The 13,826-nt window shown below is 37.4% G+C and carries 11 protein-coding genes; all 11 read right to left on the bottom strand.

The genetic code is table 11. The annotated features are described in order from the left end of the window. Positions 1-364: 364 nt before the first annotated feature. The 11 genes from H9D55_RS04780 to pyk all read right to left on the bottom strand — a co-directional run bounded on the left by H9D55_RS04780 (position 365) and on the right by pyk (position 13,820). On the bottom strand, positions 365-1,216 hold the full coding sequence (locus H9D55_RS04780; protein ID WP_186077358.1) for a carotenoid biosynthesis protein: 852 nt from the start codon (positions 1,214-1,216) through the stop codon (positions 365-367). A gap of 236 nt (positions 1,217-1,452) precedes the next feature. After that, positions 1,453-2,460 (bottom strand): type I glyceraldehyde-3-phosphate dehydrogenase, encoded by a 1,008-nt coding sequence (gap, locus tag H9D55_RS04775; protein ID WP_186077356.1) that lies wholly within the window; start codon positions 2,458-2,460, stop codon positions 1,453-1,455. Positions 2,461-2,541: 81 nt separating this feature from the next. Beyond that, positions 2,542-3,147, bottom strand: a complete 606-nt coding sequence (gene coaE / locus H9D55_RS04770) for a dephospho-CoA kinase (RefSeq protein ID WP_235963112.1) — start codon at positions 3,145-3,147, stop codon at positions 2,542-2,544. Further along, complete coding sequence (locus H9D55_RS04765) at positions 3,144-4,004, bottom strand: Fpg/Nei family DNA glycosylase (protein WP_186077353.1); 861 nt, start codon at positions 4,002-4,004, stop codon at positions 3,144-3,146. Before H9D55_RS04765 ends, coaE begins: the two co-directional genes overlap by 4 nt. A gap of 5 nt (positions 4,005-4,009) precedes the next feature. Further along, positions 4,010-6,604, bottom strand: a complete 2,595-nt coding sequence (gene polA, locus H9D55_RS04760; RefSeq protein ID WP_186077351.1) for a DNA polymerase I — start codon at positions 6,602-6,604, stop codon at positions 4,010-4,012. Positions 6,605-6,716: 112 nt separating this feature from the next. Next, complete coding sequence (locus tag H9D55_RS04755; protein WP_186077349.1) at positions 6,717-6,917, bottom strand: hypothetical protein; 201 nt, start codon at positions 6,915-6,917, stop codon at positions 6,717-6,719. A 72-nt stretch (positions 6,918-6,989) separates the two neighbouring features. After that, positions 6,990-8,543 (bottom strand): AbgT family transporter, encoded by a 1,554-nt coding sequence (locus H9D55_RS04750; protein WP_235963111.1) that lies wholly within the window; start codon positions 8,541-8,543, stop codon positions 6,990-6,992. A gap of 139 nt (positions 8,544-8,682) precedes the next feature. After that, on the bottom strand, positions 8,683-9,948 hold the full coding sequence (gene icd / locus H9D55_RS04745) for an NADP-dependent isocitrate dehydrogenase (RefSeq protein ID WP_186077344.1): 1,266 nt from the start codon (positions 9,946-9,948) through the stop codon (positions 8,683-8,685). A gap of 23 nt (positions 9,949-9,971) precedes the next feature. Continuing rightward, positions 9,972-11,090, bottom strand: a complete 1,119-nt coding sequence (gene citZ, locus H9D55_RS04740; RefSeq protein WP_186077342.1) for a citrate synthase — start codon at positions 11,088-11,090, stop codon at positions 9,972-9,974. A gap of 246 nt (positions 11,091-11,336) precedes the next feature. After that, complete coding sequence (locus H9D55_RS04735; protein ID WP_186077340.1) at positions 11,337-12,041, bottom strand: hypothetical protein; 705 nt, start codon at positions 12,039-12,041, stop codon at positions 11,337-11,339. An 18-nt stretch (positions 12,042-12,059) separates the two neighbouring features. Beyond that, complete coding sequence (pyk, locus tag H9D55_RS04730; protein ID WP_186077338.1) at positions 12,060-13,820, bottom strand: pyruvate kinase; 1,761 nt, start codon at positions 13,818-13,820, stop codon at positions 12,060-12,062. Positions 13,821-13,826 lie beyond the last annotated feature (6 nt).

Here is a 13,826-nt window from a genome sequence, read left to right as displayed (position 1 = left end):
TAAAATCATCATACTTCCCGCTATTCCAACTAATAAACTCAATGCTCGAGTTACAAACTTACGATTAATTTTTCAGCACTATTTAAACTTTGCTCATCTAGCCATAGTATGCTAATTTTCAATTATTAAACTTCTATTAATTTAAAATAAAAGTCAGATAATCAACCTCTCTCTATTCTAAAGAAATCTATTATTCTTTTTTTGCTGATTTTCTCAAAGTAATTTTACACTGTAGAATTGCGGATTCTATATCTATACAAAAAGGCATTCATTCCGGTTTGAATGAATGCCTTTTTATGTTTAGTAATCAGAAAGCTGAGCCGTCTTGACTTGTGTTACCTTTGCTCAAGAAAATTTTAGTGCTTTAAGATTGAACAGCTTTCTGAGTATGCTTGTACCATATACCCCATTTCCATGATGCAACAAGAAATGGAATTCCGAATAGGTAGAATGAGATTAACCCTAATTGTCCCTCGAAGTTCAAAAACATAAATGCAAGCCCTGATAATCCGTACATCAATAGAGGCGCAATGCTCAATCTGCGCATACCTACTGATGCGAATTCAAATGCTGGGATGTTTTCACGGCGCAACTGATATCCATGAACAATGTACGATACGAATGCAACGATGAACCATCCGAAATAGTTGTGGATCGGTACACCGAAGTACGCACCTCCGTCTAACCACACCCACAATCCATTTGCCACTGCAAAAGGATCGGCAATTAAGTCAAACGTTGTAACAACCAATGCACCGACTGTAGCTCTGAATATTATCAGAGAATGTGTATGTCTCTTTGGAGTCGGTGAACCGTCAATAAGAAGGTTAGTTACCACCCACGCGATATAAGTAAGTGAGACCCAAAAGAAAACGATAGCAATCGGAATTACGTCAAGCTTTGGACCCATGAGTGGTGTGAAGTAATATCTGCCATAAACAAGACCAGTATGCACACCGATCTCTTCAATGCCGTAAGCGATTATCATACCGACCACAATCATTCTAAGTGCAGGCTTCCAACCAAGCATTGTCGCTGCATGTACCGTCGTTATAACTAGGCCTACTAACGCCATAGGAGCCACCACAATAGGCATTAATTCCGGATCAATCTCTAACGACGCATCCGAAACAGTAAAAGCGATAGTCAAAACGATTAATATAGCTATAATTATTAGTGCAACTACTTTACCAATTTTACTAAAATGATTTCCCAAATTTTACACCTCATTAAATACGTATCATCTATTTACCTTTTAAATTTTTATGGATTTTATAATTCCTATAAAATTATATCACCTTAAGAAGATAATTTTCCAATTTCAAACCTTTGATCCTTTTGAAGTATTGATTTATATGTAACATTCATCTTTTTCAACCGCTTCATCAATATAAAAAAAAGATTCAAATTCTCGATGTAGAATTTGAATCTAATAAATTTACTCTTATAAAATTAAAGGCTTTCTGCAACTTTTTCAACAAGTTCAACTGTACGTGTTGAGTAACCCCACTCGTTATCATACCAAGATAGTACTTTAACTTGTGAGTCACCAATTACCATCGTTAAACTTGCATCTACGATTGATGAATGTGGGTTTGTGTAGAAGTCACGTGATACAAGTGGTGCATGTGTAACTTCAAGAATCCCTTTTAATTCACCGTTTGCCGCTTCTTCTAATACTTTATTCACTTCTTCTTTTGTAACAGTCTTATCTAATTCCACTACTAAATCTACAAGTGATACGTTTGGTGTTGGAACGCGTAATGCTAAACCGTCTAGTTTACCTTCAAGTTCTGGTAATACTAACGCTGTTGCTTTTGCAGCACCAGTTGATGTTGGTACGATATTGTCTGCAGCTGAACGTGCACGTCTTAAGTCTTTATGCGGGTTGTCTAGAATGTTTTGGTCTGATGTGTACGCATGTACTGTTGTTACTAGACCTTTCTTGATTCCGAATGCGTTGTTTAAAACTTTAGCCACAGGTGCTAAGCAGTTTGTTGTACATGAAGCATTTGAGAAAATATCATATTTTTCTACGTCTAACTGATCATCGTTTACACCCAATACTAATGTTTGAACGTCTCCGCCTTTAGATGGTCCTGTTAAAACAACTTTTTTAGCACCTGCATTGATGTGTGCCACTGCTGTGTCACCATGGTTGAAAGCGCCAGTTGCTTCGAATACGATGTCTACGCCAAGGTCTTTCCAAGGTAAGTTTTCAGGATTACGGTCGCTGACAATCTTAATTTCTTTCCCCTCAACTACTAACGTATCCTCATCTTTAGCTTCTACAACTTTGTCCCATTTACCATGCGTTGAGTCGTAGTTAATTAAGTGTGCAAGATCCTCTGCTGGGTAGCTCGCGTTTACTGCAACTAATTCAAGTTTGTCAGATTCCATTGCGATACGAAATACTTGTCTTCCAATTCTACCTAATCCGTTGATTGCTACTTTAGTCATGACTTAAAAAGCTCCTTTAATTTTTTATCATCATTAGTATACCATAAAACCGTTTTATGACAACGTTTTCACAATGTTTATTTATGACAATTCCTGCAAATAATCGTCAATTTGTTTATATAGTGTCTCTATAGTCCCAGTGTTGTCGAAGACTACAGATGCACGGTCTTTTTTTTCATCTAGTGACATCTGACTTTCAATTCGTGAAATTGCGTCTGCTTCACTCATATTATTTCGAGTCATTAGTCTTTTAATTTGAACAGCACGGTCTACATAGACGACGATAACTTCGTCCATTTGGCGCTCTAGCCCGTTCTCAAATAGGAGTGGAATATCTTGAAATACGTGTGTGGTTTGTAGGTAGAAATCTCGGTCTTCATTCATCTTCTGTCTAATAATTGGATGTGTGATTCCGTTTAATATTGCTCTCTTCTTCGGATCATTGAAGATAATAGACCCAACTTGTTGTCTGTTCATGGTACCGTCTTCGTTTAATGCTGCTTCTCCAAAAGCTTCCACGATTTCTTTAAGACCCTGACTGCCTGGCTCTACAACTTTTCTAGCGTAGATATCTGCGTCTAGTACAGGATAGCCTTTTGATTTAATGTAATCACTCACCGTTGATTTACCACTCGCAATTCCACCCGTGATTCCGATGACTTTATGCTTCTTTTTCAACTGATTCACCTCTGACACTTCGTACAGTAATACGTGTTTCGTCCATTCATGACTTTTGTCTTAAGTGTGTGACCTTCTGGACATGTGTTTAACCCATAAACTTTAAACTTGTTCTGCATCTCTCCGCTGCCACCTGTGACACTGCGATAGTCTGAGATGGTTGAACCACCATACGATAAAGATAGCTCAAACACTTCTACAATTGCATCAAAAAGATTAGAAAGTCTTTCTCTACTTATATTTTTGACGCGTTTAGTTGGTAAAATATGTGAGAGATATAATGCTTCAGATGCATATATATTTCCTACACCTGGAAGTATTTTTGAATCCATAATGATCGGCTTAATGAATGACTCATCATATCTACCCGACTTAAGCGTATCAATAAAGTGTGCTCTCGCGATTTCTTCTGTGTATTCCGGAGCCATTTCTGCAATCGGTTTAAACCCTTCAAGTGATTCAACTATGCGCATTTCTCCAAAACGTCTGATGTCTGAATAGACGAGCATTTGACCATTTAATAAATGAAAGATGACTTGCCAATGTTTTTTAAAGTTCTTTTCACTGATTTCATCTAAATGATTCACAATGAAGAATGCGCCACTCATACCGAGGTGTGCAACTAAATTAAACTCAATATTCTCTTTACGCAAAGAGAAATACATATACTTCCCTCGTCTACCAATGGAAAGTATTGTACTGTTTTGAACGCGTCTAAATTCATCTAGCGGTTGTTTTACAATCGTGCGTTTATTTATTTTATGACCATTGATGACATAGTTCGATAATTCGTAATCTACAATTTCTAGACCAATAATCTTTTCAAGGTCACGTTTTACGAGTTCTACCTCCGGTAATTCAGGCATGTACTCTACTCCATTTCATACCAATTTTTTCCGTACTCATAATCGACTTCTAAATCCACTTCAAGTTTCAGAGCGTTCTCCATAATTTCTTTAACTACAGGAATGAATGCTTCCACTTGATCTTTACGTACATCGAAGATGAGTTCGTCATGGATTTGCAATAATAATTCTGCATCGAAATCTTTTACCTTATCACTTTCTGCGTAATGCACCATCGCAAGTTTGATGATGTCAGCTGCGCTTCCTTGAATCGGTGAATTCATTGCTGTACGTTCAGCAAAACTTCTCACACTAAAGTTTCTTGCATTGATATCTGGCATATAGCGACGACGATTTAATAGCGTTTTAACATAACCATCACGCTTCGCTTCTTTTACGATATCACCCATATATTCTTTCACGCGTACAAATGTATCCAGATAAGTATCTATAAATTCTTTTGCTTCTTTTCTAGTGATACCAAGTTGTTGGCTCAGACCGTAATCAGAAATCCCATACACAATACCGAAGTTAACGGCTTTGGCGTTTGAACGCATTTCACTTGTAACATCTTCAACTGGTACACCGAATACGTTTGCAGCTGTTGTTGTATGAATATCGTTATGACTGTTAAAGGCCTCGATCATTTTTTCATCTTTAGTAATAGATGCAAGAACTCGTAGTTCAATCTGAGAGTAGTCTAATGCTAATAGCACATAATCATCTGATCTAGATACGAATGCTTTACGAATCTTTCTACCCTCTTCAAGACGCGTTGGAATGTTTTGTAAGTTTGGATCCACACTGGATAATCGTCCGGTTTGAGCGAGTGTCTGGTTGAAGCGTGTATGGATTCTACCCGCTTCCTTAACATCGCTTTGTAATCCAATTACATAAGTAGATTGCAGTTTCGCTAACGTACGATACTCTAAGATATGTTTGATGATTGCATGTTTGGGTTCAAGTTTCTCTAATACATCCACTGCTGTAGAGTATCCTGTTTTTGTCTTTTTAATTACAGGTAACTCTAACTTTTCAAATAAAATTTCTCCAAGCTGTTTTGGTGAGTTAATATTAAATGATTCACCTGCAAGTTCATAGATATGTTCGACGATTGTTTCTAACTGACCAGCAAGTTCGTTCTCCATATCTTTTAGCGTATCAATATTAACTGTGATACCTGTTAACTCCATCTTAGCTAAAACTTTAGCCAGTGGAATTTCTAAATCCATCCATAAGTCATATAATTCATCATGTTTAAGTCGAACTTCCATCTTAGGTAATGTATGATGAATTGCCATAACTTTGTTTGTTAAGAATGACAATGCTTCTTCGTCCGTGGGCGTTTTCTTAGTTCTTCCTTTACCATATAGAAACTCATCGTTATCAATGTTAATACTGAAAGCTTGGGCTGTTTCAGCGACATCGATAATTTTTCGAGACGGATCTAAAATAAAGCTTCCGAGCATGATATCCGTTGTAAAGTGATCAAAATCAATATCTTGATGTGATAAGAGACCAATATGACGTTTTAAATCATACGTGTTGATTGTCTTACGTGACTTAAGGAATGACTCTAATTCATTATTCACTTCGTCAATTGTAGAAACAAATACGTGCTCACCGTCTGTTGCACCAAAGTATCTTGCTTCTACTTCTAGATAGTTATCACCATCTGCTTCTAGGAAGATAGAAACGTCCGCTTTAAGATCATCGAGTGACTTCACTTCTACAACATTAAATTCAGATACCGCTTCAACTTCTTGTACATCCATGTGTTCTAAAAGTGAATTGAATCCATACTCTTTATAGATTTCAATTTTTTCTTCTTGATTTTCTTCAGGAAGCTTAAGATCCTCTAAAGTAAAGTCGAACTCCATATCTCTGTAAATCGTTGCGAGATCTTTAGAAATAAACGCAAGTTCTTTATTTGTCTCTAGATTTTCTTTTTGCTTACCTTTTAGCTCATCGATATTTTCGTACACACCTTCGACACTCTCGTACTTATCAAGCAACTTGATCGCCGTTTTTTCTCCAATGCCAGGAACTCCAGGTATGTTGTCTGACGTGTCACCCATAAGACCTTTCATATCAATAATTTGAAGTGGCGTTAAGCCATATTTTTCATTAATAAATTCAGGCGTGTACACATCGATGTCTGTAATACCCTTTTTTGTATAATAAATTTTAGTATGTTCACTTGCAAGCTGAGTTAAGTCACGGTCACCCGTAACGATGATCGTTTCCATCTTGTTTTCGTCTGCCATCTTAGACAGAGAACCAATGATGTCATCTGCTTCGTAGTCCATTTCTTCGTATCTCTTAATTCCATACGCATCTATCAGCTTACGAATCGGCGCGAACTGCTCCCCAAGTTCTGGGGGTGTCTTTTGACGACCGCCCTTGTATTCCTCATATTTTTTATGTCTAAATGTAGATTTACCCGCATCAAACGCAACTAAGAAATGCGTTGGTTCTTCTTCGCGAATAATTTTGTCTAATACACGAGCAAAACCGAAGATTGCATTTGTGTGTAGTCCACTTTGACTTGTAAGTAGTGGCAATCCGTAAAACGCTCTAAAAGCTAGACTGTTACCATCTATTAAAATTAATTTATTCATACTGTACTCCTTTTTGAAGTTGCTCTATTTAAATTATACAAGTGTCTTATATGTATCACAAATTAAAAAAGCCTCGGTGCAAGTAAATCACACCGAGACTTAATAATCCCAATTATTTTTCGTCTTTTACGTCTTTTACATCTTTTTCTTCTTTTTTATTGCCGCCTAGGAATTTTTCTTGAGCATTATCAATATGTTTATTCACACCGTCTTTACCTTTTAGACGAGATTCTTGGTGTTTGTCTACTTGCTCATTTGCGAAGTCTTTACCTCTGTCCATTGCTTGCTTTTTTAAATCATCAAATTTACCCATTATATCTCTCCTAACAGATTAGATTTATGTTAAATATACCCCGACCTAATCATTGTTAAACAATTTCTATATTTATGGATAGACAATTGGTGCGTTTGGTCCAAGCGGTAATCCGAGTAACATCCATACGATTAGCATAATTGACCACATAATTAAGAAAAATAATGAGTATGGTAACATTACTGAAACGAGTGTTCCGATACCGAGATCTTTTACATACTTCTGACTAAATGCAATGATGATTGCGAAGTAAGTCATCAGTGGTGTAATGATGTTTGTAGATGAGTCTGCAATACGATATGCCATTGTCGTTAACTCAGGCGAGTATCCGAGCTGCATTAAAATCGGTACGAAAATCGGAGCCATCATCGCCCACTTCGCACTTGCACTACCAATAAATAAGTTTATCACTGCTGTCACTAAAATAAATCCAATTATTAACGGGATACCTTTTAAGTTTAAAGTTTCAAGTAACTCTGCGCCATATACACCGATTACAAGACCAATGTTCGATTCTGCGAAGAATGCGATGAATTGTCCTGCTGCGAATGCAAGTACAATGAAAGTTCCCATTGTAGCCATAGTTTCTGCTAAATGATTCGCGACATCTTTATCATTTTTAATTGCCTTCGTCACAATACCATATACGAAGCCAGGCACGAAGAATAAAATTGCAATGATTGGTACAAGACTCTGCATAAATGGTGATTGGATAATCGTGTTCAGATATGTGCCTTCCTCTCCACGAAGCGGTGACCAAGGGAATACAACTAGAACTGCTGCAAGTATCGTAAATATAATAATTGAAATAAATGAATAGATCAGACCTTTTTTTTCTAATTTAGAAAGTGGTGCCATCTCATCTTCAACATTCACTGAGAACTTACCTTCATACTTTCCAAGCCTTGGTTCTACTATTTTTTCAGTCACAAACCACCCGACTAACGTGAGTAAGAACACACTTACGATAATGAAGTAATAGTTCATTGCAACGTTCATCGTCTCAACGTAATCAGGACTAATCACTGCTGCCGCTTCCATTGTAATTTCTGAAAGCATTGCATCCGTCCCACTGAGTAAGAGGTTTGCACTAAACCCACCACTGACCCCAGCGAAGGCCGCTGCAATACCAGCTAGTGGATGTCTCCCTAAAGTTAGGAAAATCACTGCACCAAGTGGTGGTAAAACAACGTAACCTGCGTCACTCGCAACTGAGGACATCACACCTGCAAATACAAGTCCTGCGGTAATAAGCGATTTTGGAATTGCAAAAATGAATGCACGAAGTGCTGCTGCAATTAGTCCAGTACGTTCTGCAATACCAATTCCTAGCATAGTGATCAATACAACTCCAAGTGGTGCGAATCCAATGAAGTTATCAGTCATGCTTAAGAATATGTATTGAATACCTTCAGAGCTAAGTAAGTTATTTACTTCAACAATCTCAGATGAATCACCAGGGTGTACAACTGAAACGTCTAATATTGAAAGTATTGCTGATAATACTAGTGTAATAAGAGCTAAACTAATAAATAATGTAAATGGATGAGGTAACTTGTTACCGCTCCATTCAATAAAGTCTAGAAATCGTTGGAAGAAATTCTTCCTTGCCTTTACTTCAGCCACAATAAACCTCCTAAATTTAAAGGCCATCCCGATTTAGGGATGGCCTATGTTATACATCCGCAATACTATAAGACAAATGCCTTAAACATCACGTTTATATCTTATCACATTCAATTTTTAAATCTAGTGAATATTTAAATTACATATTTGAGATTAATGCATCCGCAAACTCTGAACATTTTACTTCCGTTGGGTTGTCCATTAGACGAGCAAAGTCGTATGTTACAACTTTAGATGCGATTGTTTTTTCCATTGAAGCGTTAATTAAATCAGCAGCTTCTTGCCAACCTAAGTGTTCTAACATTAACACTCCAGAAAGAATTACGGATGACGGGTTTACTTTGTCTAGTCCTGCATATTTAGGTGCAGTTCCATGTGTAGCTTCGAAGATCGCGTGACCAGTGTCATAGTTGATGTTTGCTCCTGGAGCAATACCAATTCCGCCAACTTGTGCCGCTAATGCATCACTGATGTAGTCTCCGTTTAAGTTCATTGTTGCAACTACGTCATACTCTTTTGGACGAGTTAAAATTTGTTGTAAGAAGATATCAGCAATAGAATCTTTTACGATGATTTTACCTGCTGCAACTGCATCATCTTGTGCTTTGTCTGCAACTTCTTTGCCTTCTTCTTCGACAATCTTGTCGTATTGTTGCCAAGTGAATACTTTGTCGCCGAATTCTTTTTCAGCTAGGTCGTAGCCCCACTGTTTGAATCCACCTTCAGTGAATTTCATGATATTACCTTTATGAACAAGAGTTACTGTTGGTTTGTTGTGGTCAATTGCATATTGAACAGCTGCACGAACTAAACGCTCAGTACCTTCTTGAGAGACAGGTTTGATTGCGATTGATGAAGTGTCTGGGAAGCGAATATTTTTAACACCCATTTCTTCTGTTAAGAAATCAACAACTTTTTTAACTTCATCTGTACCTGCTTTAAACTCAATACCTGCGTATATGTCTTCTGTGTTTTCACGGAAAATCGCCATATCAACGTCTTCAGGACGCTTAACTGGTGATGGGACGCCTTCATAGTGTCGTACTGGTCTTAAGCAAGTGTAAAGGTCTAATTGTTGACGTAATGCAACGTTTAATGAACGAATACCGCCACCGATTGGTGTTGTTAAAGGTCCTTTAATTGCAATTAGATACTCATCAATTTTATCTAACGTGTCTTGTGGTAACCACTCGCCAGTTTTGTCAAATGCTTTTTGACCCGCATAAACTTCTAACCAGTCAATTTTCTTTTCGCCGTTGTACGCTTTTTCTACTGCTGCGTCAAACACACGAACTGCTGCATTCCAAATATCTGGTCCAATTCCATCACCTTCGATGAATGGAATAACTGGATTGTTTGGTACGTTTAAAACACCGTTATTAGTTGTAATTTTTTCGCCTGTCATTATTAAATACCCCTTTATATGATTTATCTTTCTTCGATTGGTTCGTATTTTCTACCAACATGACCAACATATTCAGCACGTGGACGAATCAATCTATTATTTCTATATTGCTCCATCATGTGAGCTAGCCAACCAGAAGCACGGCTTACTGCAAAGATTGGAGTGAATAGATCATGTGGAATTCCCATTGAGTGGTATACAGAAGCACTGAAGAAATCTACGTTAGGAAGTAATCCTTTTTCTTTTTCAACGATTTCAGCAATCTTAATGCTCATATCATAAAGTTCGCTCTCACCGTTTTCTTCAGTTAACCGCTTCGCCATATCTTCAAGATATTTCGCGCGTGGGTCTCCATCCTTGTATACTCTATGACCAATCCCCATAATTTTCTCTTTGTTTTCTAGCTTTTTATAGACGTAGTCTTCTACTTTGTCTACAGAACCAATTTCAGTGAGCATATTCATAACCTGTTCGTTAGCTCCACCGTGTAGTGGCCCTTTTAGAGCACCAATTGCTGCTACTGTACCTGAATAAAGATCAGATAATGTTGCGACACACACACGTGCCGTGAATGTAGATGCATTAATTTCATGGTCTGCATGAAGAATAAGTGCCTTGTTCATCGCTTCTACTTGTGTGTCAGTTGGTTCTTCTCCAAATAACATGTAAAGGAAGTTTTTAGCAAAACCAAATTCTTCTTTAGGTGCAATCGTTTCTAGTCCGTTTCTTAGACGTTCGAAGTCCGCAACTACTGCAGGCATTGCCGCTTGAATTCGAATTGCCTTATTCATATTCGCTTCTTCGTTCATATCGTCTGCTTTTTCATCGAAGATACCGATATAAGAAATTGAAGTTCTTAACGCTGCCATTGCACGTCCTTTATTTTCAGCGAACGCTTTGAATTGCTCACTGTTATTTGACGTTACTGACATATATTTGAATAGATTCGATTTAAGATCAGCTAACTCTTCTTCATTTGGTAATCGATCATTCCAAAGTAAGAAAATGACTTCTTCGAACTCAGCATTCTCTGCTAAATCATCGATTTCATAACCACAGTATGTCAATTTTGTGCCGATGATTGAACTGATTCTTGATTCACCTATTACTACACCTTCTAAACCAGAGCTCTTCTCAGGCATAGAAATACCTCCTTATAAATGTAACCGTTTTAACATAAGTATAACAAAGTTTGTATATCAATGCTTATTGATTATTATAACTCTTACACCTATCCTTACCTCTATTTTAATATTTTTGAAGTATAAGATAAAGTTTGCTTTCTTATGCTTTGCTATAACCTAATGTTATCATACAATCAAAAAGTGCATCAGATAGGCCCGTTATTGTAAATAAAAAAGTGCAGGACGATCGTCCTGCACTAATTATCATTCTGGTAATTTAATTTTGTCAACAGAGTCTACATTTTGGAATTTTGAAGTGGCTACAAATTCGATTGTTTTGTCTTCAGATTTTACCGTTCCTTCTACTTTCGCATCAATTAAAAGATATTCTTTTGAGTAAGTTAAAATCAAGTTGCCTTCTAACGCATCGAATGCTCCAATTTCTTGTGCTAAGTTGCTTCCAAAATATGCTTCTCTATTTTTTTCATTTGCGAGATCATATGTCAGCTTGTATTTATCATCTTCTTGGCTAATTTTACCGCCATTTAAATCGTCCGTGATTTTTATAATGTCTCCGTAAGTTGCGTTAGATACGATATTCATCGTATCTGTTTCTTTAAGTTCACCATTTTCGACAGTGTATGCTTTGTCATCGACTTCATAGTAAGTCGACACATCTCCATCGACATCCGCTTCAAATTTAGCATTTTTGTTTCCATCAATTGTTGTGATCGTTTTAACTGAGAATGAATCGTCGCCTTCAAGTATGTCAATGTTTGTATTTAAAACATAACTGTGAACATCACCATATTTTTCAATAGACTTTTTAATCACAACTTGGTCTGTTAATTCTTCTTCACCCTCAATAGTGATTGAATCCTTACCCGTAGCTGGCGGTGCTTCTGTCTTATCGTTACATCCTGCTAGGAATAATACGATTAAAAAACATGCATATATTAATTTTTTCATACTCTTCACTAACCTTTATTAAAGAACGTTTGCGTGTCCACTATAGACGACATTTTGTTCTGTGTTAATTGTTACTTGCATTCCGTCTGTTAGGACGTCGAATGCATCAACTGCTCCTACTATAGTCGGTATTTCAAGGTTTAATCCGATGATTGCACCTGGGCTTGTTAAACCACCTTCAACAGTGATTAAACCTGCTACATCCACCAGGTATGGTGTCATCATGCCGTCAACTGAGTTAATGACTAAGATCTTATCTTTTGTGTCAGCTTCTTTTAATTGCTCTAAAGATTCAATTTTTAAGACTTCCCCGAACCCGGATCGTCTACCGATACCTTGAGCGTTGATTAACGTATCTCCAACTACGTGTAACTTCATCAAGTTTGTAGTACCTGCTTGACCAGTTGGTACACCTGCTGTAATGATGATGAGATCACCTTCAGTTACAATGCCTGTTTCGAGAACAGATTGTACAGAAGTATTTAAGACATTATCTGTATCTTTTTCTCCCGGTTTAACTATCGGATGCACACCCCATACGAGTTGTAATTGTCTTGCAACATGTTCGTGTGGTGTCACTGCAACAATGTCTGCATGTGGGCGATATTTAGAAATCATCTGAGCTGTATGTCCTGATTCAGTGGCTGCTACAATAGCGCGACAGTTTAAGTTTAATGCTGTGTGCGCTGCTGCAACACCGATTGCCGTTACCATAGTTGGCTCTTGATATTTCGTACGATCTGATAATAACTTCTTATAGTCTTGTGCTTGTTCACTAGAGATAGCAATATTAGACATCGTTGTTACAGCTTCAACCGGATAGCTGCCTGCTGCTGTTTCACCCGAAAGCATGACAGCGTCACTTCCGTCATAAATAGCGTTTGCTACGTCACTTGCTTCTGCTCTAGTACATCTTGGGTTATGTTGCATAGAATCAAGCATCTGTGTTGCTGTAATAACTGGTTTACCCGCATAGTTACACTTTCTAATCAAATCTTTCTGAGCAAGTGGAACCATTTCCGTTGGAATTTCAACTCCTAGGTCACCACGAGCAACCATTAAACCGTCTGACACTAATAAAATATCGTCAATATTATCAATGCCTTCTTGGTTTTCAATTTTAGGAATAATCTTGATGTACTCCCCTTCATTCTTTTCTAAGAGCTCTCGAATATCTAGAACGTCTTGTGCTTTACGAATGAAACTAGGTGCGATGAAGTCTACTTGATTTTTAATACCAAATAAAATGTCTTCTTGGTCTTTATCTGTTAATGCTGGAAGGTTTACTTTAACTCCTGGAACATTAACACCTTTTTTATTTTTAATGATTCCGTCATTTTGGACAATCGTCTGGATCACGTTTTCGTCGTGAAGAATCGCTGTAACATTTAAAGTAATAATACCATCATCTAAAAGAATATTGTCACCAACAGCGATGTCGTTAATAAGACCCGGATAAGAAATTGAGATTGTTTCACTGTTTCCCAGCACTTCATCCATAGAAACGTTTAAAGTTTCCCCTTTTTTAAGTTCAACAATTGGCGTAGCCATGTCATGCGTACGAATTTCTGGCCCCTTTGTATCCAGTAATATCCCAATTGTTTTACCCACTTTTCTGGATACTTCACGGATTCTTTCAATACGTGCAAGATGCTCTTCATGGTTTCCGTGTGAAAAGTTGAGTCTTGCAATATCCATTCCTGCAAGCATCAGTTTTTCAAGTGTTGCTTTGTCTTCTGAAGCTGGTCCTATTGTACAAATTATTTTTGTATTACGCATGTAATC

Origin of the sequence: Phocicoccus pinnipedialis (genome assembly GCF_903994035.1) — a bacterium.
Lineage (GTDB): Bacteria > Bacillota > Bacilli > Staphylococcales > Salinicoccaceae > Phocicoccus > Phocicoccus pinnipedialis.
Note: the sequence above shows the minus strand (reverse complement) of the source record. Positions and strands in the feature narration are given on the sequence as shown.

What these genes read in the sequence shown, in the direction of transcription:
- citZ (WP_186077342.1), bottom strand. Translation starts at nt 11,090, where the DNA reads ATGCCTGAGAAGAGCTCTGGTTTAGAAGGTGTAGTAATAGGTGAATCA.
- H9D55_RS04765 (WP_186077353.1), bottom strand. Translation starts at nt 4,004, where the DNA reads ATGCCTGAATTACCGGAGGTAGAACTCGTAAAACGTGACCTTGAAAAG.
- gap (WP_186077356.1), bottom strand. Translation starts at nt 2,460, where the DNA reads ATGACTAAAGTAGCAATCAACGGATTAGGTAGAATTGGAAGACAAGTA.
- pyk (WP_186077338.1), bottom strand. Translation starts at nt 13,820, where the DNA reads ATGCGTAATACAAAAATAATTTGTACAATAGGACCAGCTTCAGAAGAC.
- H9D55_RS04755 (WP_186077349.1), bottom strand. Translation starts at nt 6,917, where the DNA reads ATGGGTAAATTTGATGATTTAAAAAAGCAAGCAATGGACAGAGGTAAA.
- H9D55_RS04735 (WP_186077340.1), bottom strand. Translation starts at nt 12,041, where the DNA reads ATGAAAAAATTAATATATGCATGTTTTTTAATCGTATTATTCCTAGCA.
- polA (WP_186077351.1), bottom strand. Translation starts at nt 6,604, where the DNA reads ATGAATAAATTAATTTTAATAGATGGTAACAGTCTAGCTTTTAGAGCG.
- icd (WP_186077344.1), bottom strand. Translation starts at nt 9,948, where the DNA reads ATGACAGGCGAAAAAATTACAACTAATAACGGTGTTTTAAACGTACCA.